Genomic DNA, 22,107 nt, shown 5'->3' on the forward strand with positions numbered 1-22,107 from the left:
CGGCGCGGCTCAGGGCTCCACCTCGATCACCACGGGGGGCGGATCGTCCTGGTGCCCGCGCCGTTCGGGGCGGGGTTCGGGGGCCTTCTCCGGGGTGTCGGCATCGTCCGGGTGCTCCACCTGGAAGTGCACGGTGCCGGCCGTGGCGGTGCGTTCGTCGCGGGCTTCGAGGTCCTTGCGGAACAGGGCCTTCAGCTCCTGCTTCTCCTGCTGCCACTGGCGGCCGCGCCGGGCGGCGGCCATCTCGGGGTCGGTACTGAAGGAGGGGTCGCTCGCCAGGCCCTGCATACGCAGGAAGAGCCGCGGACCGGTGCCGTCGTCCACCACGGGACCGAACTCGTCCTGCGGGGGCGCCCCGCGCACCAGGTCGCCCAGGCGGAAGTTGAGGCGGTGGTCGATGCGGTCGTCGAAGCCGTGCACGCCGCTGAGCTCGATGTCCAGCGCGCTGCTCTTCACCTCCATGAGGGGGATGCGCACCTGGCGGTCGCGGATCTCGATGCGGTTCTCCAGGCGGGCGAAGCGCACTTCGGCCAGGCGCCGCGCCAGCTGGTCGGCGTCCAGCATCAGGCCGGCCAGCTTGTTCTGTTTCACATAGGTGGCCACCTCCATCAGCGGGGCATGTCCCTTCAGCACGCCCTGCTCCACCACCACGTCCGCCGTGCAGGTGAGGCGGTCCAGGTCGAAGTGCAGGTCGGGCCGCAGGGGGGCGTCGAAGCGCACTTCGGCGCGGCAGGTGCCCTGCAGGTGGCGTTGGCCGATGAAGTCCTGGCCGAAGTCCTTGAACTCGGCGAAGAGGCGGTGCACGTCGATGCCGTTGAGCGAGGCGCGTACGGCCAGCGGGTAGGCCGCCACGGCGCGTCCGTCCAGTGCGATGGACCCACCAACGGTGCCGCCGGCGGTGGTGAAGCGCACGGGCTCGGCGCGCAGCACGCGGTCCGCCAGCACCACGCGGCCGGTGATGCCGGTGGCGGTGAAGGCGTCGTAGACCAGCTCGTCCACGCGCACGTCGAGGTCCAGGGCGAGGGCCGCGGGCAGGGCCAGGTGGGCGGGCCCGCCGCCGCCGCCGGTGATCCAGCGGGCCAGGTCGATGCGGGCGGCCGAGCCCGTGGCGGTGATGGCCAATCGCTGGCCGTCCAGCAGCAGGTAGGGCACCAGGCCATGCAATGTGCCGCTGAGGTCGAGACGGTCGCCCTGGACGGTGGCGGTCAGGCGCTGCACGCGGGCGTCGGGCCCGTGCAGGGCCAGGTCGGCATCCACGGCGGTGATGGCGAGGCCCACGCCGCGCAGCCCGATCGAGGCGCCGTGCAGGCTGGCTGTGCCACCGATGGTGAGGGCGCCCAGGTCGCGCGACTTCAGCCCAGCGAGCCGGGACAGCGGACCGCGGGCGGTGAGGTCGGCGCGCAGGCGTCCCTCGGCGTCCTGCAGGCTGTCCAGCCGCACGAAGCGCAACAGCTCGCCCAGGTCCAGGTCAGCCTTCAGCCCGGCGTCCACATAGGCCTTGCCGCCGCCGCGCAGGTGCAGATGGCCGGTGACCGAGCCTCCGGTGGAGCGGGCGCGCAGCTCACGCACCTTCAGTTCGGCCAGGGTGCCGTCGCCGGTGAGGGCCAGGTCGGCCCAGCCGTGCACCTGGTCGAAGGTGGTGCCGCTGGCCTGCTCGCGGAACCGGCCGTCGCGCACGGCGAGCTGCACGGCCAGGGCAGGGGGCGCGGGCCCACCGATGGTGCCGGCGTAGCGGGCCACCACATCGGCCTCACCCTGTAGGCCGTAAGGGCGCAGGGGGCGGGTGATCTCCGGTGGCAGCAGGGCCAGCAATCGCTCCAGGTCGCACTGGTCGCCTGCGGCGCGCAGGTCCAGGAAGAGGCCGTCGGCCTCGGGCACCACGGCCAGGGTGCTGGTGAGGCGCACGCCCCCGCTGTTCACCTCGCCGTTGGTGATGCGGAAAGCGCCGTCGGCGTCGCCGAAGGTCATGGTGAGCAGCACCTCGGCCTGGCGGTCGGCCAGGATGCGGGCCGCGCCCTGGTGCCAGTCGATCAGGTGCACATGGCCCTCGGTGCGCAGGGTGTTGGGCCCGTCGCCCAGGGTGCCGCGCAGGGCGATGCGGTCGCTGGCGCCGATGACCTCCGTGGCGCTGCCGCCGTGGCGGTAGCGCACCCACAGGTCGTCCAGGGTGAGCTTCTGCAGCGGCAGCTTATCGGTGGACGTGCTGTCGCTGCGCCAGATGCGGTAGTTGGGCCGGCCCTGGGCATCGTGGGCGATGAAGGCGCGCACCCCCTCGCCGTGGATGCGGCGGATGCCGTAGGTGCCGGTGAGCAGCTCCGAGAGGTTGAAGTCCAGGAAGAGGTCTTCCGCGTAGAGCAGGCTGTCGGGCGCGGCGCTGTCCGCGCGCACCTCGCGCACGAACACACCGTGCAGGTGCAGGCTGGCCTTGGGGAAGCGGCGCAGCAGGGTGAGGTCGATGTGCTCCACCTGCACCGGGGTGGCGAGCTGCGCGTTGAGCAGGCCCAGCAGGCGGGCCTTCACCTCGTCCTCGTACAGGGTGGCCACCACCGCCAGGGCCCCGACGAAGAGGACCAGCAGCGCGCAGCCCACCAGGAGGGCGTGGCGGATGAAGCGGGAGAGCACCTTCAACAAAGGTCCGGGGGGTGGTGCGCCGGCCGACACGCCGCGGGGGCGGCTCATCCACAGGCGCGTGTTACCACCGAATAACGTGCCAGGGGAGCCGCTGGTCTGTGCCGGGCGGTGGGGTTACCTTCGCGGCCCCGCGCCGGGCGCGACCCCATAGTTCAATGGATAGAATAGGAGTTTCCTAAACTCTTGATCCAGGTTCGACTCCTGGTGGGGTCACACGCCCGGTCCCACGCCCGTTATCTTCACCGCATGACCGCCCGACCCAAGCCCGTGTATGCGCGCCGGTTGTTCTGGGATGTGGACCCCGACCGGCTTGACGTGGACCTTCGGGCCGCCTTCGTGATCGAGCGGGTGTTCGAGCGGGGCGATGTGGAGGACATCCGGCAGTGCCGGCGGTACTATGGGGATGAGCAGGTGCGCAAGGTGTTGCTGAACGCCAAATTCCTGCCGGAGCACCGGATGCACCTGGCGAGCGCCGTGGTCGGTGAACCCTTGGAGAAGTTCCGATGCTACACACTGAGGCGCTCCTCGCCGGGACTCTTCCCATACTAGAGCGCTTGATGCGGATCGAGGCGCTGGACCAGTTCGCACTGGTCGGCGGAACAGCGTTGGCGCTGCGGTATGGTCATCGCGTATCCGTTGATCTTGACCTCTTCTCAGCCGAGCTGGATCACGAAAGGCTTGTTGGAGTGATGCGGGCCGAGTTCGGCACGGCGTTCCGCTATGAGCCGCCGGCGCAGCGGTCCATCGGGATCTTCTGTTACGTGGAAGAGGTCAAAGTGGACATGGTCCGCTATCCTCATCCACGGATCGCCGATATCGTGACGGTCGATGGGGTCAGGATGTATGCTGATGACGACATCGCCGCCATGAAGATCCAGGCGATCCTCGGACGCGGCCGAAAAAAGGACTTCTGGGACCTGGCTGAATTGCTTGAGCATTACGATCTGGACCGGATCATCAACTGGCATTCGATGAAGTATCCCAACCAGATGCTGGCCATCAGCATACCCAACGCGCTGGTGTACTTCAACGATGCGGAAGAGAGCGAGGAGCCGGCAGCTCTGAGGAGATGGACATGGTCCGAGGTGAAGCACATCGTACGTGATGCGGTGGACCGCCACCTCCGGTAGTCGGTGATAGCTTCGCCCCCCGATGATCGAGCACCGCGGCACCCTGCTGAGCGACGACCTGTTCGAGAAGCGCTTCGTGTGCGACCTGGCGGCGTGCAAGGGCGCCTGTTGTGAGCAGGGCGACAGCGGCGCGCCGCTCACCCCCGAGGAGGCGCGCTTGATCGACAAGCACTACGCCGCCCTGCAGCCCTACATGACCGCCCGCGGCCGCAAGGCCGTGAAGGACCAGGGCCACACCAGCCTGGTGGACAGTGACGGCGAGCTGGTGACCCCGCTGGTGGGCGAATACCAGGAGTGCGTGTTCGCCAAGCGCAACGCGCAGGGCATCTGGATGTGCGGCATCGAGCAGGCGTACCGCGACGGCACGGTGCCTTTCAACAAGCCCATCAGCTGCCACCTGTACCCCATCCGGGTGGTGAAGCTCAAAGAGCGCGACGGCCTCAACTACGAGCGGTGGGACATCTGCGCGCCGGCCTGCGCCTGCGGCGAGCGCTTGGAGGTGCCGGTGTTCCGCTTCCTGAAGAGCGCCCTGGTGCGGGCCTATGGGCAGGCGTGGTACGACGGACTGGAGGAGCTGTACAGCGCCTGGCTGCAGCGGCCGGTGAAGAAGGCGCGCAAGGCCCCCGCCAAGCGTGCGCGCCCTGAACGCGGCGGCTGACAAGGGCCGCCCGCCGCCGGCCGCGCGCGTACAGCGCCCCCCGTGCGCGAGCGGGCCCCGGCCGTCGATCGTCCCGCGCCGATCCGGCGCTGCGGAGCGTGCATCCCCTGTGCAGCCCACCGATCGCGCGGTGCCGAGGCGCCGCCGCGCAGCGCCGCACCCCCTGCGCCCGGCCGCCCGCCGCACCCGCCGGCAAGCCCCGCAGCGGTGCCGAAGCGCCGCCCGCCGCCCGCCGCCAAGCCGCGCCCCGCAAGGCCGCCGGCCGTTGTTAAGGGATCGTGAAAAGAAAAGGCTTGCACGGATCGCGAGGCGATCCCTTGCCCGATCGGCGCAGGGAACCGGAGCGTGTTAACAACTTGGGAAACATCCCCCCGCCCGATCGTTGTCCGCGGCGGCGTGCCGGTCCACTTTTGTAAGCCCGGGACGAGCCGCCACCGACCCGCCTCCGGGACCCTGAACAGTACGCGAACGAAAAAATGGGGCTGGCACCCAGCGGACCTTTCGTCCCCTGATCCACCCCGCCGAGCCGACACCGATGGACACCACCAAGCAGACGCAGATGAGCCTGGACGATGTGCTGCCCGCCCGCGCCGATGCCGCCCACGAGCCCCTGCTCAAGGAGAACAAGGACCGCTTCGTCCTCTTCCCCATCCAGCACCACGACATCTGGAACTTCTACAAGAAGCACGAGGCCAGCTTCTGGACCGCCGAGGAGATCGACCTGAGCCCCGACCTGGTGGACTGGAACACCAAGCTGAACGACGAGGAGCGCTACTTCATCAAGCACGTGCTGGCCTTCTTCGCCGCCAGCGATGGCATCGTGAACGAGAACCTGGCGGTGAACTTCCTCAACGAGGTGCAGTACCCCGAGGGCCGCTGCTTCTACGGCTTCCAGGTGATGATGGAGAACATCCACAGCGAGACGTACAGCCTGCTGATCGACACCTACATCAAGGACCCCCTGGAGAAGGACCGGCTGCTGCACGCCATCGACACGGTGGACTGCGTGAAGAAGAAGGCCGAGTGGGCCCTGCGCTGGATCGGCAAGGGCAGCTTCGCCGAGCGCCTCATCGCCTTCGCTGCCGTGGAGGGCATCTTCTTCAGCGGCAGCTTCTGCAGCATCTTCTGGCTCAAGAAGCGCGGCCTCATGCCCGGCCTCAGCTTCAGCAACGAGCTCATCAGCCGCGACGAGGGCCTGCACTGCGACTTCGCCTGCCTGCTCTACACCAAGCACCTGATCAACAAGCTGCCCAAGAAGACCGTGGAGACCATCATCCGCGATGCGGTGGAGATCGAGAAGGAGTTCGTGACCGACGCGCTGCCCGTGAACCTCATCGGCATGAACGCCAAGCTGATGCAGCAGTACATCGAGTTCGTGGCCGACCGCCTGCTGATGGAGCTGGGCAACGAGAAGATCTACCACGCCGCCAACCCCTTCGACTTCATGGACATGATCAGCCTGCAGGGCAAGACCAACTTCTTCGAGAAGCGCGTGGGCGAGTACCAGAAGGCCGGGGTGATGACCCAGAACAAGGAGACCAACAAGTTCAGCCTGGACGCGGATTTCTGAGCCACCAGCCACCCGCCGGAAGCCGCCCGCCACCCGCCGCAAGCCGCAGGCCACCAGCCACCAGCCACAGGCCACAAGCGGGAGGCCGGAAGCCGGAAGCGGGAGGCCGGAAGCTAGCGGCTAGAGGCCGAAAGCCGACCGTCAGGACCCGAACGAGAACAGACCGTACGCGATCCCACATTCAACCGTTGAAGAACCGCCGACCCGCACCTGCCGGAAGGCCCTGAAGCCCGACCACCTTTCCGACCCCGGACCCTGACGGCGAACCCGACAGGCCGGCGCACCGGATCACCAACACCCAACCCCCCGAGGCCAGGCGGGAGCCGCGCCGAAGGGACCAAAACAGAGGAGAAGCATGTATGTAGTGAAGCGCGATGGCCGCCGGGAGGCGGTGAAGTTCGACAAGATCACCGCCCGGGTGAAGAAGCTCTGCTACGGGCTCGACCCCATGGTCGATGCCACCCAGGTGACCCTCAAGGTCATCGACGGCATCTACGATGGCGTGTCCACCACCCAGCTGGACAACCTCACCGCCGAAGTGGCCGCCACCATGACGGTGCGCCACCCCGACTACGCCCAGCTGGCCAGCCGCATCGCCGTCAGCAACCTGCACAAGAACACCAAGAAGTCCTTCAGCGAGACCATGAAGGACCTCTACGAATACATCGACCCCAAGACCGGCGAGCGCGCCAGCCTCATCGCCGACGATGTGTGGGCCATCATCCAGGAGCACGCCGAAACGCTGGACAGCGCCATCATCTACGACCGCGACTTCACCTACGACTTCTTCGGCTTCAAGACCCTGGAGCGCAGCTACCTGCTGAAGCTGGACGGCCGCGTGGTGGAGCGCCCCCAGCACCTGTTGATGCGCGTGGCGGTGGGCATCCACAAGACCGACCTCGACAGCGTCATCGCCACCTACAACGACCTCAGCGAAGGCTGGTACACGCACGCCACGCCCACGCTCTTCAACGCCGGCACGCCCAAGCCGCAGATGAGCAGCTGCTTCCTGCTACAGCTCAAGGAGGACAGCATCAGCGGCATCTACGACACCCTGAAGCAGTGCGCGCAGATCAGCCAGAGCGCCGGCGGCATCGGCCTCAGCATCCACAACCTGCGCGCCAAGGGCAGCTACATCAAGGGCACCAACGGCACCAGCAACGGCATCGTGCCCATGCTGCGCGTGTTCAACGACACGGCCCGCTACGTGGACCAGGGCGGCGGCAAGCGCAAGGGCAGCTTCGCCATCTACATCGAGCCCTGGCACGCCGACATCGAGGACTTCCTGGAGCTGAAGAAGAACCACGGCAAGGAGGAGCTGCGCGCCCGCGACCTCTTCTACGCCCTGTGGATCCCCGACCTCTTCATGAAGCGCGTGGAGCAGAACGGCGACTGGACGCTGATGTGCCCCAACGAGTGCCCCGGCCTGAGCGACACGCACAGCGAGCAGTTCGAGGCCCTCTACGAGAAGTACGAGGCCGAGGGCCGTGGCCGCCGCACCATGAAGGCGCAGGACCTGTGGTTCCGCGTGCTGGAGAGCCAGATCGAGACCGGCACGCCCTACATCCTCTTCAAGGACGCCGCCAACCGCAAGAGCAACCAGCAGAACCTGGGCACCATCAAGAGCAGCAACCTGTGCACCGAGATCATCGAGTACACCAGTGCCGATGAGGTCGCCGTGTGCAACCTGGGCTCCATCGCCCTGCCCAAGTTCGTCAACAAGGGCCGCTTCGACCACGACAAGCTCTTCGAGGTGACGATGCAGTTGACCAAGAACCTCAACCGCATCATCGACAACAACTACTACCCCATCCCCGAGGCGCGCCGCAGCAACATGCGCCACCGCCCCATCGGCATCGGGGTGCAGGGCCTGGCCGACGCCTTCATCCTCATGCGCTACCCCTTCGACAGCGTGGAGGCCAAGGTGCTGAACCGGGAGATCTTCGAGACCATCCACTACGCCGCCCTCACCGCCAGCAAGGACCTGGCCCGCGAGGAGGGTCCCTACGAGACCTACGCCGGCAGCCCCATCAGCCAGGGCCTGCTGCAGCCCGACATGTGGGGCGTGCGCCCCAGCGACCGCTGGGAGTGGGACGCGCTGCGGGCCGAGATCAAGCAGTACGGCGTGCGCAACAGCCTGCTGCTGGCGCCCATGCCCACGGCCAGCACCGCCCAGATCCTGGGCAACAACGAGTGCTTCGAGCCCTACACCAGCAACCTCTACACCCGGCGCGTGCTCAGCGGTGAGTTCATCGTGGTGAACAAGTACCTGCTGCGCGACCTGGTGAAGCTGGGCCTGTGGAGCGAGGAGCTCAAGAACAAGATCATCGCCAGCAACGGCAGCGTGGCCCACATCCCGGAGATCCCCCAGAACCTCAAGGACCTGTACAAGACGGCCTGGGAGATCAGCCAGAAGGTGATCATCGACATGGCGGCCGACCGCGGGGCCTACATCTGCCAGAGCCAGAGCCTCAACATCTTCATGGAGAACGTGAACTTCGCCAAGCTCACCAGCATGCACTTCTACAGCTGGAAGGCGGGGCTGAAGACCGGCATGTACTACCTGCGCACCAAGGCCGCCACGGACGCCATCAAGTTCACGCTGGACAAGAGCAAGTTGAACGAAGTGAAATCCCGTGAAGCGGGACTGGCCGAACCCGCCACGAACGGCGCCGCCAAGGTGGCCGCCCCCGCCCTGGCCGAGGCCGTGGTGGAGCCCGTGCTCAGCGCCCCCACCGTCACCGGGCCCGTGGCCGGCGAGCTGGCCACCCAGCGCGCCAGCACCCTCAGCCAGGCCCAGATCGCCTGCAGCCTGGATAACCCGGACAGCTGCGAGATGTGCTCGGGGTAGGAGAGAGCATAAGCATTGATTCCGTTCATCGCCGCGAGCATAGTGTTCCGTACACACTCATGAACGCGAAGGATTGAGTGGTACGATGGCAGACAAGGATCGCAAGCCAGGCTGGTATGGTGATGGACCGGAGAGTTTCAAGACGTTTTCCTTCGGATGGTGGAACGCTTGGACTCGTGAGGAGCGCAAACAATGGAGGGAAAGTGCTGCGGCAAAGTCAGCGAATCAGCTGCCCACCTCTGCTGGCAACCCCTTTCCACAATGGCTGAAATCTCTATTGCGGATCATTGCTTTCAGTCCTCTGCTCTGGCTGCTTCGCAGAATCTTCTTTCGGAGATAACCATAACTGGACAACCCGGACAGCTGCGAGATGTGTAGTGGTTAGAGTGGAGCCGGCAATTAAACAGAAGAGCGGCTCGGAAGGCCACTCTTCTCGCACCATGACCAAAGCGCTTCCGATCGCACAGGCGTTCCTGAATGGGGCAAAGGCGTACAGAAGTGCGCTGGAGGTCACCAGGACAAGCGCAGAAGCACCGAGCATGGATGCCCCCAGCATGTTCCTTGGGTGCCATTCGATCGAGCTAGGGCTAAAGGCCTTTCTCAGGGGAAGAGGCTTGCGGGTGCCGCGCTCGCATGATCTGTCGAAGCTGCTGAACGCGTGTGTTCACGCTGGAATGTCCGTATCGCGCGAGGCGAAGCAATGCATCGATGTTGCAGTGGATGAGATCGAAGTCCATGGTTATCGGTACTTCGTCTTCGCGGACCTCGGGAGTCCGACTGTGGAGTACCTCGCGGAAACAGCGGACGAGATCCTGGCTACGGTAACGAAGGAGTCAGCAAACTGGCCAGCAGATGGCTTGAAAAAGGCCGTGATGAAGTTCCGAGTCGGTAGAGCTGTGCCCAAGAACCATTTAGCAAGAACCTAAGCCTCCAATGGCGCGAGCGTCCACGCTCGTGCCTTGAACGTCTGCCGTGGGGTCGACGCACGAACGTGGACGCTCGTGCGAGGGAAGGGCATGCACCTTTACTTTCGCTACGACCACAGGAGGTGAACCATGCGACAGCCAAGCTTTCTTTTCACCATGCTGCTCGCAGTGCTTCTGCTAGCGGGTTGTGGCTCGGTCCGGGACCAGGTGATCGAACCTGTTCTTGAAGGAGCCACAGAGAGCGACCTATTGGTGTACAGGGGGGACAGCGTGCAGCTAACGTACTGGCTCTGGGACCAGAAGGGGGTGATGGCCTTTGCGATCTACAACGCCACGGACCGGCCGATCTACGTGGACTGGTACAAGAGCGCGCTGATCCATCAAGGCACCCGTTTGCCCTATTGGGCCGATCGGCGGAGCGTGAAGATCGAAGGGTTCAGCCAGGGCTCCGCGCTCACCGTCGGTGATGTGAACCGGTACTACGGCACCTTCAAGGCGCACACCCAGAGCACGGGGTCGTTCACGGGCTCCATCGTGGAAAGCAAGCCGGAGCGCATCAGCTTCATTCCGCCCAAGTCGCGGCTCTTCATCAACACGCGCTGGAACCTGATGTCGGGCTCCTTCGCGAGCGGGTGGACGAAGAGCCTGGTACCGGCCTCCTACATGCCGAAACGCATGGAGGAGATCAAGGTGCGCGAGTATGCCCGGGAGGACTCCCCGCTCACCTTCCGCAACTTCCTGACCTGGTCGTTCACCGAGGACTTCGGCCAGGAGTTCCATGTGGACAATTCGTTCTGGGTGCGCCGGGTGACCTCCATGACCAACAAGCAGTTCAAAGGTCTGCGGCTCTCCAACGAGGGGCCACCACCGTACCCGTACGCCTATCCCTATGGCGGGGGCGACCGGTTCTACTTCGAGTTCAAGGATTGAGCACGCCGAGCCACCATGCCCCTCTTCCAATCCGCCGTCCTCAACAAGTACCTGAAGCAGCAGGACGACGCGGCCATCCGTGCGGCCTACGCGCGCTTCCGCCAGCACTTCCACGCGCCCGAGATCCAGGCCAACATCCGCAACAGCAAGGAAGAGCAGTACCAGGAGGGCTTCCTGCGCGACCTCTTCGTGGACATCCTGGGCTACACCCTCAACCCCCAGCCCGGCTTCCAGCTCACCACCGAGTTCAAGAACGAGAAGGGCAACAAGAAGGCGGACGGCGCCATCCTGCAACAGGGCAAGGCGCTGGCCGTGATCGAGCTGAAGGGCACCGACACCACCGACCTCGCCAGCATCAACCCGCAGGCCTTCCACTACAAGGCCAACCACACGGACTGCGTGTATGTGGTCACCAGCAACTTCGAGCGGCTCCGCTTCTTCATCGACAACGCGGTGGAGCACTTGGAGTTCGACCTCTTCACCCTCACCGAAGAGCAGTTCCGCCTGCTGTGGCTGTGCCTGCAGCGCGACAACCTGCTGGGCGGCATCCCGAAGAAGGTGAAGGCCGAGAGCCTGCAGGAGGAGGAACAAGTGACCAAACGGCTCTACAAGGACTACAGCGCCTTCAAGACCGCCCTGTGGCAGGACCTGTGCACCAACCACCCCGAGCACGACAAGCTGCTGCTCTACAAGAAGACCCAAAAGCTGCTGGACCGCTTCCTCTTCGTGCTCTTCGGGGAGGACAAGGGCCTGCTGCCGCCCAACACGCTGCGCGGCATCGTGGACCAGTGGCAGAAGCTGCGCGAGCTGGACGAGTACCGCCCGCTGTACGAGCGCTGCCAGAAGTACTTCGGCTACCTCAACACCGGGCACAAGAGCCCCGCGCAGGAGATCTTCGCGTACAACGGCGGCCTCTTCAAGCCCGATGAGCTGCTGGACGGCGTGCGCATCAGCGATGCCGTGCTGGAGGAGCACCTGACCAAGCTGACCAAGTACGACTTCGCCAGCGAGGTGGACGTGAACATCCTGGGCCACATCTTCGAGCACAGCCTCAACGAGATCGAGGCCATCACCGCCGAGCTGGAGGGCCGCGCGCTGGACACCAAGAAGACCAAGCGCAAGAAGGACGGCGTGTTCTACACCCCGAAGTACATCACCAAGTACATCGTGGAGAACACCGTGGGCCGGCTCTGCACCGAGAAAAAGGACGAGCTGGCCATCGTGGACGAGGAGTATGCCCGGGGACGCAAGGGCCGGCAGAAGAAGACCATCCAGGAGCTGGACACCAAGTTGGAGGTGTACCGGGACTGGTTGCTGAGCCTCACCATCTGCGACCCGGCCTGCGGCAGCGGTGCCTTCCTCAACCAGGCGCTCGAGTACCTGATCAACGAGCACGCTTACGTGAACGAACTGGAGAGCCAGGTGCGTGGCGAAAGCATCGTGTTCAAGGACATCGGCGACCACATCCTGGAGCGCAACATCTACGGGGTGGACATCAACGAGGAGAGCGTGGAGATCGCGCGCCTCAGCCTGTGGCTGCGCACCGCCACCAAGGGCCGCAAGCTCAACGACCTCAGCGGCAACATCAAGTGCGGCAATAGCCTGATAGACGACCCCGCCGTGGCGGGCGACAAGGCTTTCGACTGGAAGAAGGAGTTTCCGGGGGTGTTCGCAAAGGGGGGGTTCGATGTGGTCATGGGAATCCGCCGTATGTGTTTGCTCGGGAGAACTTCGACCAATCAGAGAAGGACTTCTATGTGAAGCACTATAAGGGCACGAAGTTCCAGATCAACACTTATATTCTCTTCATAGAGAGGACGGTTCAAGTTCTCCAGTTGAATGGCATCTATGCCTTGATCGTTCCCAACTCGTGGTTGATGGTCTACTCCGGTGCGAATCTTCGCGAAGTCTTGCTTGAGACTTGCCAGCTTCGGCAAATCATCAACCTACAAGGCTACTCGTTCGAAGGCGTCAACGTTGAGACCATCATCCTTGTGGCATCGAAGAGCGAGAAGAAGGACCAAGACTTTGACGTACTGCTGAACAATGGACAGGAGTTCTACCTCAGCCACCAACTCAACCAGAATGCGTTCAGAGCGAATGACGGTTTAGAGTTCAAAGTATTCGCCGATGAAGAGAGTTCCGGTCTTACTGCAAAGCTCAAAGCGGGGAGCAAGCGCCTTGATGACATAACTATTATCAAGGCGGGGCTGAAGGCTTATGAATCCAGGAAAGGTGAACCCAAGCAGACTCCGGAGGATGTGAAGGCACGAGCATTCGACCACCTCTACAAGAAGAACGATAACACGCATCGCTATCTCGAAGGCAAGGATGTCAATCGGTATTCCATCACTTGGGCTGGACAGTACCTGGAGTACGGGGTCCATCTCGCTGCCCCGCGCGAATTCGAGATTTTCAATTCCGAGAAGCTCATTATTCGCGAGATCACAGGGAAGTATCCGAGGTCCGTCGTTGCGACCTACTCCGATGAGTTGTTCCTGTTCAACATGAGCAACATCGCAGTCAATGCGAAGCCAGGCGAACCGGTGCTGTTGAAGTACATACTCGCCCTGCTCAACAGCACGGTGATGTCCTACTACTTCATGAAGAACACGGCGAAGTCCGTGCGGAAGATGTTCCCCAAGATCATTCTACAGGATCTGCGCAACTTCCCAATCCGCGTACCGTCTCTAGCCGATCAGAAACCCTTCGTTGTGAAGGTGGACACGATGCTGGCAACGAGTAAAGAACTGAACGACGTCACGGGTGCATTGCTGAAGCTCCTTCAATCCAAGTACACTCACCCCACGCTGAGCCGCGCGCTGGAGAACTGGCCGAGCTTGGAGTTCAAGGGCTTCTTATCCGAGTTGAAGAAGGCGAAGGTGTCCCTCACCCTGGCCGAAGAGGCGGAGTGGCTCAGCTACTTCACCGAGCAGAAGGCCAAGGCGCAGGCGCTGCAAGCACAGATCGAGAAGACGGACAGGGAGATCGATGCGCTGGTGTACCAGCTGTACGGGTTGACGGAGGAGGAGATCAGGTTGGTTGAGGGGAGTGCATGACCGAACTGCTATGGCTTCTTCGAAGTGGTTCAATAGCGAGGAAGGCACAGTGCTCCTGTGGGCGCTTGTGGCTAGTCAAGTCGGTGTGTTGTGCTGGCTTCTTGCCCATGCGCCACATGAGCCAGAACTTCTCGAACTGGCTTCAACCATCCTGATCGGGGCCGGGAGCGGGGCTCTTGCCGCAACTGTGGCGCAGGCTATCGAACGTAAGGTGCGGGAACGCGCCAAGACCGCCTATTTCGGCAACTATGCGGGCAAGTGGAAGCGGGTGCTCATGTACCAGTACAGGTTCATGCGCAAGGATGGCACATTGCACGATCAGGAACGGATCACGAACGCAGAGGGTCTGACCTCAGAAGTGGTCTACGAGGGTGGTACCCGGATCTCCTTGAAAGTGCGGTATGACGATAGCCGCGGTGAAGCGACCGCTGCGATCGACTTCCCGGGTCTCGAGGCCCACATTGGCGCTGGGGTCTATTTCTATACCGAAGGCAAACTCGCTTCGGATGAGATCCTTCTTGGCTTGGCTCATCATGGGCGCTATACCATGCACCTGAACCCCAAGGAGTCGGATCTGATCATCCTGTTCCATGACGGATTGATCCCAGATCCGAACGCTCGTGGCTACGAGGTTTGGCAGCGGGTGTAGCTGGAACACGGATAGCAACCCGAGCAGATGATCAGTCACCAAGGCTATCAAGTGGTACCCGACGAGGTGCTCAGCCGTTTCTTGCGGCAGTGGCGGATCACGTCGAACAGCCTACGGCATGCACACGGTGCAATACGAGCCGTATCGCTCCATGCCGTCCCGATGTTGGATATCGACGGACTGCCGATCCTGGTCCATGACCCCTCCCATCGCGACACACCAGAGAAGGCCCTGAGCGAAGCCGAGGAGTGGCTACTACGGGCGGCACTCGTCGATATGTTGATCGGGATGAATGAATCGTTGATCGAAGGGTGTCGGATCATGCACATATACACGGCCGCTAAGGAATCACTTGTACAGCCTGTCGCTAGCACGGAGCGGTTCGCGGCCAATGTGGATGCGAAGGAGGAAAAGCTGATGACCATGCATCTTCCGGGGCTGGTCAAAGAGCTGGAAGCAACCGTAGGAGCACCAATGCACTATAGCGATGAAGTGCTTTCCATCAACCAACTACGCAGGTGCATAGTACACCGCAACGGCTTTGTGACGCGCAAGGACCTTACTAGTGAGGCCGAAACGGTCTTGCGGCTGAAGTACTTGCAACAGAAGGTCACCGCGAGAGAGAACGGCGTGGTTCACGATGTAGACAGGGCGTTCAAGGCGAGGTCGCCGTTGATCACAGAACTGAGCGCAGAACCTGTCCGCGCGCACATCGATTTCAAGCTGGGTGTGCCGATCCTGTTGTCAACCGACCTGCTCAACGATGCAGCATATACATGCATCCAGTTCCTTCAAGCACTTCGGTTGCGGATCTACACGGCGATCGGCGTTGAGCCGAAGGAGCCCTGGCCGTTGATCACCTTGACTAAGGGCTGAGGAGGCCATCAGATGCCAAGGCCAGACAAGAAAAGTGTACCACATCCCTACCCCTCCATAGCCCCGATACTGACCCACGCCCCCTGTGCATTGCGCACCCGCCAGAACATGCGGCCGTTGGTGCTGCGCTGGGTGACGGCCTGGCCGGCGGCGGAGAGGGAGCTGTAGGTGCGGCCGGCGAAGGTGACGGACCCATCGGCACGGAGGGTGGCCTTGTAGGTCTTGCCCTTGTGCTCGGCGCGGAGGAAGACCACGCCCGTGGCCCCGTGTCCGCGCAGGCCATCCGCGCGACCGGAGCGGTCGGTCGCCTTGGGCGCGCGTGCCGTGCGCTTGGTGACGGGCGCGGCGGCCTTGCCGATGATCCCTTGGAGCAGTTGCAGCTGGGCCTGTTCGAGGCGGCGCTTCAGTTCGCGGTGTTGATCCAGGGAGCCGTGCAACCGGCCCTTCACCCGGTTGCCCTGGGGCTTGATGATGCGCAGGAGCAGGGATTCCAGTTCCTTCATGTGGGCGTCGCCGTTGGTGACGTACACGCTGAAGCGGTCCCAGAGGTCCTTGTGCCGGTCGTTCAGGTGGGCCTTGAGCCGGGTCTTGAGGTCCTTGGCCAGGCCGACGTAGTAGAGCCGGTCACCTGCGTAGAGCGCGTAGATGCCATTGCGGCCGCCCACCAGGCCGGTGATGACGGCACCGAACTTCTCGAACACCTCACCGCCGATGAGCTCCAGGTGTTCCTGCACCAGATGGGTGGACGTGCGGCTCATGCGACAAAGATGATCGGGAGGGGAGGAACGTCAAGGTCCGTGCGGCGTTACCTTTGAGGAGCATGATGCATCCGGTGGTCTTGATGTGCTGCGTCGGACGCGGCCATTGGGGTGTTCAGGAAATCCTGGACATGCTGGTGTCCGTCGTGACCATTGTCGGGGGTGCTGCGTTGGTGTGGGTGTACTATCGGGACCATTTGCGGAAGAAGGCCGAATGGATGCACCAGCTCTACAGCAAGTTCTTCGAGAATGATCAGTTCAAGAAGGTGCGACGCCGGATGGACCACAACGGCATCACGGATGAATGGCTGAAGGTTGAAGCGAACGAGGAGCAGTTGGTCGATTACCTGAACTTCTTCGAGTTCATCGCCTCCCTGCACACCATGGGCCAGATCAGGCAACAGGAGATCGAGCGGCTGTTCGACTACTACCTCAAGCTCATCAGCGATAAGCCGGTGGTGCGTGCGTATGTGGCGCGATGGGGCTTCGAGGACCTTGACCGGCTGTTGAACAATCGTGAACGGAGGGAACAAAGGAGATGAGGGATCACGACAGGACCGAAAGAGCCGCGCATCCTTCCATGACCAAGGAGGGGCTCGTGGAGTTCATTTTCGTGTACGGTACCCTGCGGAACAAGGCGAAGGCCGCGGAGCGGAACCTCCTGGCCAAGTATGGTGTTCGCGTGGGCATTGGCCAGGTGCCCTCCGCATCTCTGTTCCTTGGGAAATATCCCTATGCTGTGCCGGACAAGGGCGCCGGCCATCCGCTTGTGGGCGAGGTGTACAAGCTGTTGCCGGACACGGTGCAGGAGGTCCTGGCCAAGCTGGATGCCTATGAGGAGTATGATCCCTCGAACGTCAAGGATTCGCTCTATCGTCGGGAGGTGGTGAATGTGCAGGTTGGGAAGGACCAGCTTCGGGCGTGGATCTACTGGTACAACAAACCTCTACGGGATGTCCTGCGGTTGCGCCATGGCAACTACCTGAAGACCCAGATGCACGTGGTGCCCAGCGGTTCCAATTGGAAGGTGAAGGTAGCGGGCGCGACGAAGGCAACGGCCACCCACACGAACAAGGCAGAAGCTGTGAGGTATGCACGGGCGGTGGCGGGGAAGAAGCACATGATGCTTGTGATCCATGGCCGTGATGGTCGGATCAAAGAACGGATCCGCGCGGAGAAAGGGTAGGCCGCGTTGATCATGTGTCTTCTGGTCCGGGCTGATCTGGATCAGCACGGATCGGTGGTATGATCCATCGGCCGCCGGAGGCGGAGCGGTCGGTGGGTGGCGGGCCGGGTGGCGGGTGCTGGGGTTGGGGCTCCAGGTCCTGGGTGGGTGGTCCAAGGCGGCGGGTCGGTCCATGGCCCGGTGGGTCCCGAACGCCCGGAGCTTGGTCCTCCCTGCGCGAAACCTGGACCCGAACGCGAGAAAGTTGGTCCCACCTTCGGTGCATGTGCACCCGAACGCGAGAAGGTTGGTCCCAACTTCCAGGATTCTGGACCCGAACGCGAGGAGTTTGGATCCACCTTCGGGGAATCTGGGTCCGAACGCGAGGAAGTTGGATCCACGTTCGGGAAAAGTGAACCCGAACGCGAGGAGGTTGGTCCCAACATCGGCGAATGTGGACCCGAACACGAGGAAGGTGGTCCCACATTCGAGGGATCTGGACCCGAACGCCAGGAAGTTGGATCCACATGCGGGAAAAGTGGACCCGAACGCGAGAACGTTGGTCCCAACTTCTGGAAAAGTGGACCCGAACGCGGCCCGATCGGGTGCGGTCGCGGGCGGTCCGGGGATGCGGTCGCGGCCTGCAGGCCACGGGGGGCGGGTGGCTGCACGGAGGGGGGCGCGGGTTGCGGCACCCCCCTCGGACGAACAGCCGATGGGGGCGGCGCAACGGCGGGGGCGGGGCCAACGAACAAGGCCCCATAACCAACGCGCCGGGGTTGCGCAGCAGAAGTGCCCCAAGAAGATGGCAAGAGTGAAACTGGGCCTCACCGGCCTCCCCGCCACGGGGCTCGTGGCCAAAGCGCAGGCGTTGCACGACAACGTGAACGGCAACCCCGCCTTCCCCAACCCGGTGCCGACGCCGGCAGCCTTCCAGACGCTGGTGGACGATCTGGTGGCGAAGAACGCGGCGGTGGAGGCCAACCGGGGCCGGCGGGAGTACCGGGAGCGCGACACGGCGGAAGCGGCCCTGGTGGAGGCCGTGAAGCAGTGGGCGGGCTACGTGCAGATGGCCAGCGCGGGCGACGCCGCCGTGATCAAGAGCAGCGGCTTCGAGGTGGTGGACCGCGGTTCGCCGGTGGGCGAGCTGGACCCGCCGCGCAACCTGGGCACGCGGGCCACGAACATGGAGGGCCGGGTGAGCCTGCGCTGGCAGCGCGAGGTCGATGCCGACATGCACCACGTGTACATGAGCACCAGCAACGACCCGTTCGCCTGGCAGCTCATCGGCGTCACCACCAAGAGCCGGTTCGAGGTGGACCAGCTGGAGCCGGGCCGGTTCTACTGGTTCGCGGTGAGCGCCATCGGCGCCGCCGGCGAGAGCAGCAAGAGCGAGCCCTGCCGCGCGATGGCCGCGGCCTGACCGCACCACTCCCCAGGCGCAACGCCCTGGCCGACCCTCCACCGGGGTGCGGGCCGGGGCGTTGGCCGTTCGGGGCGTGGGGTGTACCCGGTGCGGAAAACAAGCGCGATGAGGCGATGGTCATATTGCAGATCCGAAACCGTGAATGACCTGCTGATCCAACCTGGGATCGTGAAGAACGAATATCCGTGAATGCGATAAAAAGACGGTTCTTGTACCACCTTGGTGCCCATGAAGGCCGGGCAGGGGTCGGCTTCGGCGGTGCCGGTGCTGACGGCGCAGGAGCGCCGGGTGTGCCGCCTGCTGTGCGGGCCGGACGAGCCCGGGGTGAAGGAGCTGCCGGCGGTGCTGGGCATCAGCGAGCGCACGGTGCGCACGCACCTGGAGAAGCTGTACCGCAAGCTGAAGGTGCGCACGCGGGTGGGGCTGGTGCGCGAGGCCATCGCGCGGGGCCTGGTGCCCTGCCCGTGCGCGCGGTGCGGCGGGGGCTCGCCCGCACCGGGGTGAACCAGGGCCGATCCGCTGCGCGGCCGAAGACCCAAGCCCAAGGCCCAAAGCCCAGGCCAAGGACCTAACTACCGGAAGGCCGAAGGCCCGTGGACCGATCGACCAGGCCCCTTTGGTGCGAGCGAACACGCTGGTGCCTTGAGCCCCCGTCTGGCGCGAGCGTCTTTCGCTCGTGCCCTTGAGCTATGCCTCGTCCAACTCGACCCCGATCTGCGGGTTCGCGCTGCTCCACGTGTAGGCCGTCTCGTCGGTGACCAGTCCGGCGACCAACGGGTTCTCACGCACGTACCTCACGCAGTCGTCGAACTTCTTCGGCGTGTCGAGCAGGATCGGCTTGTTGCTCTGCTGCCAGAACTGGTTGTGCGTGTTCAGCGGGTTCGCCGCGCCATGCTCCTTGAACAACCGTAACATCCATTCCTTCCGACTCTCCTGTTCGTTGGCCGCGATCAACTTCACGAGCTCCTTGCTTGTGTACGTCTTGAAGTCGCGCATGATCTCGCCCAAGTTGGCGTTCGCAGCTGCGGCGATCAAATGGACATGGCTCGGCATGATGACGAACTCGTACAGTACAAGACCCTTGCTCTTCCGACAGTAGGCCAGGTTCTTCAGCAGGAACTCAGCATACACGGCACGCGTGAACACATCGACCCATCCCACCACGGCGAAACTGACAAAGTGGGCATGGTGTCCAACGAACTTCCAGCGCTCGCTCATGGATGAAAGCTAAGAAGGGCACGAGCGTGGACGCTCGCGCCAGGAAGGGGCTCGCGGAACCGCGCTTAACCCATACGCGAAGGAAGGGCGACGCTCACGGGTCAGCGGGCGGCCCCTCAACGGCCGCACCACTTCACCACCCCCACGGGAACGTGGTCCGCCGTGCTGAACACCGCGACGCCGACGCCCGTGGCGGGTGGTTCGACCCGGGCCGATCCGACCACGCTCCGCTGGGCCAGCAAGCGGCCATCGGCGGCGAAGAACAGCACCTGCGCGGCCGTATGGTCCGCGGGCAGTAGGATGTTCGCGCCGTCAAAGCGGAAGCCGGTGCTGCGGAACGGTACCGCGGAGAGCGCAGTGCCAAGGTCGTTCTCGTAGCAGCCGATGTCGAAGCCGGCGCCGAGGGGCCGGGGCGTGCCCTCGAGGTCCTCGGCCACCACGGCGCTCACCGCCGCGGTGCCCGCGTCCACCATCTGCGCCGCAGCGCTCAGGGGGTGGAAGTCGGAGCCGGGCGCCACGAAGAGCGCCGCGGGCGGACCGGCCACCGCGCTGTGCGCATCATGGCCGAGGGCCTGCCAGGCGGGCAGGTCCAGGATGGTGGCGTCGCCATCGGGGCTCAACCGGTCGGTGACGAGGTTGTGGTCGCAGACGAAGCCCGTGAGCGCGCTCGCGGCCACGACGATGCTGCCGCGCCAGGGATGCTGGTTGATGAGGATGTTGTTGAGCACCTGGTTGTCGGTGCAATCGTCCGTGATGTTCACGCACCAGCGCGCATCGGCGGCGTTGATGATGGTGTTGTTGTACACGCGGTTGCCCGTGCTGGGCGCACCGCCGTCGATCTGGTACAGGCTGATGCCGCTGGCGTGGTTGTCGTAGAGCAGGTTGTTGAAGATCACCGCGTCCACCACGCCATCGCCGTTGATGCCGCTACCGCCGGCCTGCCCGTTGCCATGGATGGTGTTGCCGTACACCTGCGCGTGGCTGATGACCCCGTCGCCCCCCAGGCTGGCATCGCCGTTCATGTGGATGCCGTTGGCGTGGTTGTCGAAGCAGTGGTTGTAGCGGATGATGGGGTCGTCCGCGCTGTTGCTCACGTAGATGCCGTGCTCATCCTCGCTGCCGCTGCACGTGTTGTGCTCGATGACCACATGCTCCGCGAAGCCGGTGAGGATGCCCCATTTGTAGTTGCTGTGGCAGCTGTTGTACCGGATGGTGACGTGGTCGCTCAGCGCGGTGCGGATGCCGGTGCGCGGCATGTCGTTCACCACGAAGCCTTCGACCACCACCCAGGCGACGCCTTCCACGTTGATGCCGTCCAGGTTGTTGTATCCGCACGGAACGGTGATGTTCACCCCGGGCCCGGTGGCGAGGAAGACGATGGGCGCGCCCGCCGTGCCGCTGTGGGTCATGGCCGCGAAGCCCTGGTGGCCGCCGGGGTGCACCAGCACCGTGTCGCCGGCCACGGCCACATCGGCGCCGTGCTGCGTGGTGGCCCAGGCGTCGGCCGGGGACAGGCCGCTGTGGGCATCGTTGCCGGTGACGGCCACGTGGTAGGTGGCGGCCCCGGCGGTGCTGGCGAGGCCCATCAGGGCGGCGGCGGCGAGCTGCTTCATGCCGATAAGCTAGCGGGATCGGCCGGTCGGTGACCATCGAAAGTCGTCGGACGCGGAGGCGGACCCGACGATGGAAGGTCCCTGACGGACGGATGTCGCGTGGCCGGGACCAGGGACTGTGCGCACAGGCGACGAGCTTGTGCCTGGTGCACACCCACGGGACGTCACCTCAATGCTTGGCGTCGGCGTCGGGCTTGAAGGGGATGCCCGTGATCACGCTGTCCCCGTTCGCGGTCGGCGTCACCACGCAGGCGATCATGGTGCCGCCGGGGCAGCGGTTCCACCGCACCAGGCCCTCGTCCAGGTCGCGCCCGAAGGCGATGCGGTCCTTCCACGCATGCGACCGCAAGGTGACGTAGAGCGCGCAGGTCCGTTGGATGATGTCGACGTCCAGCGTTCCGGACGCCGGGTGCGCGATGCGGCCGGCCGATGCACCGCTGTGCGGCGTGTCGTCGGAGACCGCTGCGCCGGGGTCCACCGTGCACGAGGCGAGGGCGAGGACCAGAGCGGAGGCGAGGACGCGCGCGGTGTGCATGGTATCCCGGGATGGGATGTGAAGGTCGGTGCGCTGGCCCGGGCGGGCACCCACGGTAACACTCGTTAACACGATCCGCAGTTGCGGTCGGCGGTCCACATCCGCACGCTGC

General features: G+C 64.1%; 18 protein-coding genes, 1 tRNA gene and 1 pseudogene. 15 read left to right on the forward strand and 5 right to left on the reverse strand.

Annotated features, from left to right (window positions below; genetic code table 11):
• Positions 1-9: 9 nt before the first annotated feature.
• Complete coding sequence (locus IPJ87_15380; GenBank protein MBK7943232.1) at positions 10-2,679, reverse strand: hypothetical protein; 2,670 nt, start codon at positions 2,677-2,679, stop codon at positions 10-12.
• 93 nt (positions 2,680-2,772) lie between these two features.
• On the opposite strand from IPJ87_15380, the gene IPJ87_15385 reads away from it, so the two are divergent.
• The 11 genes and pseudogenes from IPJ87_15385 (at position 2,773) to IPJ87_15435 (ending at position 15,280) form a co-directional block, all read left to right on the forward strand.
• A tRNA-Arg gene (locus IPJ87_15385) sits at positions 2,773-2,844 on the forward strand.
• Between the two features lie 33 nt (positions 2,845-2,877).
• Entirely contained in the window at positions 2,878-3,180 is a 303-nt protein-coding gene (locus IPJ87_15390; GenBank protein ID MBK7943233.1) for a hypothetical protein, read from the forward strand.
• Positions 3,181-3,188: 8 nt separating this feature from the next.
• The gene (locus tag IPJ87_15395; protein MBK7943234.1) at positions 3,189-3,761 is read left to right on the forward strand and encodes a nucleotidyl transferase AbiEii/AbiGii toxin family protein; all 573 of its coding nucleotides are present in this window, start codon (positions 3,189-3,191) and stop codon (positions 3,759-3,761) included.
• Positions 3,762-3,783: 22 nt separating this feature from the next.
• Positions 3,784-4,419 (forward strand): DUF3109 family protein, encoded by a 636-nt coding sequence (locus tag IPJ87_15400; GenBank protein ID MBK7943235.1) that lies wholly within the window; start codon positions 3,784-3,786, stop codon positions 4,417-4,419.
• 559 nt (positions 4,420-4,978) lie between these two features.
• Positions 4,979-5,989, forward strand: coding sequence for a ribonucleotide-diphosphate reductase subunit beta (locus tag IPJ87_15405; protein MBK7943236.1), 1,011 nt, complete (start codon positions 4,979-4,981; stop codon positions 5,987-5,989).
• 355 nt (positions 5,990-6,344) lie between these two features.
• On the forward strand, positions 6,345-8,840 hold the full coding sequence (locus IPJ87_15410; GenBank protein MBK7943237.1) for a ribonucleoside-diphosphate reductase subunit alpha: 2,496 nt from the start codon (positions 6,345-6,347) through the stop codon (positions 8,838-8,840).
• 440 nt (positions 8,841-9,280) lie between these two features.
• Entirely contained in the window at positions 9,281-9,766 is a 486-nt protein-coding gene (locus IPJ87_15415; protein MBK7943238.1) for a HEPN domain-containing protein, read from the forward strand.
• 156 nt (positions 9,767-9,922) lie between these two features.
• On the forward strand, positions 9,923-10,696 hold the full coding sequence (locus IPJ87_15420; protein ID MBK7943239.1) for a hypothetical protein: 774 nt from the start codon (positions 9,923-9,925) through the stop codon (positions 10,694-10,696).
• Between the two features lie 15 nt (positions 10,697-10,711).
• Positions 10,712-13,755: pseudogene (locus IPJ87_15425) on the forward strand (N-6 DNA methylase).
• 10 nt (positions 13,756-13,765) lie between these two features.
• Positions 13,766-14,404: a hypothetical protein gene (locus tag IPJ87_15430; GenBank protein ID MBK7943240.1), complete on the forward strand. Its 639-nt coding sequence runs from the start codon at positions 13,766-13,768 to the stop codon at positions 14,402-14,404.
• Positions 14,405-14,431: 27 nt separating this feature from the next.
• A complete protein-coding gene (locus IPJ87_15435; GenBank protein MBK7943241.1) occupies positions 14,432-15,280 on the forward strand; it encodes a hypothetical protein in 849 nt (282 codons plus the stop codon).
• A gap of 47 nt (positions 15,281-15,327) precedes the next feature.
• On the opposite strand, the gene IPJ87_15440 is transcribed toward IPJ87_15435, so the two are convergent.
• Positions 15,328-16,038: a DUF2924 domain-containing protein gene (locus IPJ87_15440; protein MBK7943242.1), complete on the reverse strand. Its 711-nt coding sequence runs from the start codon at positions 16,036-16,038 to the stop codon at positions 15,328-15,330.
• A 131-nt stretch (positions 16,039-16,169) separates the two neighbouring features.
• On the opposite strand from IPJ87_15440, the gene IPJ87_15445 reads away from it, so the two are divergent.
• The 4 genes from IPJ87_15445 to IPJ87_15460 all read left to right on the forward strand — a co-directional run bounded on the left by IPJ87_15445 (position 16,170) and on the right by IPJ87_15460 (position 19,133).
• Entirely contained in the window at positions 16,170-16,580 is a 411-nt protein-coding gene (locus IPJ87_15445) for a hypothetical protein (GenBank protein MBK7943243.1), read from the forward strand.
• Between the two features lie 38 nt (positions 16,581-16,618).
• Complete coding sequence (locus IPJ87_15450; GenBank protein MBK7943244.1) at positions 16,619-17,224, forward strand: gamma-glutamylcyclotransferase; 606 nt, start codon at positions 16,619-16,621, stop codon at positions 17,222-17,224.
• Positions 17,225-18,008: 784 nt separating this feature from the next.
• Entirely contained in the window at positions 18,009-18,626 is a 618-nt protein-coding gene (locus tag IPJ87_15455; protein MBK7943245.1) for a fibronectin type III domain-containing protein, read from the forward strand.
• Positions 18,627-18,857: 231 nt separating this feature from the next.
• Positions 18,858-19,133, forward strand: coding sequence for a response regulator transcription factor (locus tag IPJ87_15460; GenBank protein MBK7943246.1), 276 nt, complete (start codon positions 18,858-18,860; stop codon positions 19,131-19,133).
• A 183-nt stretch (positions 19,134-19,316) separates the two neighbouring features.
• Here the strand turns inward: IPJ87_15460 and IPJ87_15465 are convergent, their stop codons facing one another.
• The 3 genes from IPJ87_15465 to IPJ87_15475 all read right to left on the reverse strand — a co-directional run bounded on the left by IPJ87_15465 (position 19,317) and on the right by IPJ87_15475 (position 21,995).
• Complete coding sequence (locus tag IPJ87_15465; GenBank protein ID MBK7943247.1) at positions 19,317-19,847, reverse strand: transposase; 531 nt, start codon at positions 19,845-19,847, stop codon at positions 19,317-19,319.
• A 116-nt stretch (positions 19,848-19,963) separates the two neighbouring features.
• Positions 19,964-21,460: a right-handed parallel beta-helix repeat-containing protein gene (locus tag IPJ87_15470; protein MBK7943248.1), complete on the reverse strand. Its 1,497-nt coding sequence runs from the start codon at positions 21,458-21,460 to the stop codon at positions 19,964-19,966.
• A gap of 169 nt (positions 21,461-21,629) precedes the next feature.
• Positions 21,630-21,995, reverse strand: a complete 366-nt coding sequence (locus tag IPJ87_15475) for a hypothetical protein (protein MBK7943249.1) — start codon at positions 21,993-21,995, stop codon at positions 21,630-21,632.
• Positions 21,996-22,107: the final 112 nt, after the last annotated feature.

The sequence above is a fragment of the Flavobacteriales bacterium genome (assembly GCA_016713875.1).
Taxonomy (GTDB): Bacteria; Bacteroidota; Bacteroidia; order Flavobacteriales_F; family PHOS-HE28; genus PHOS-HE28.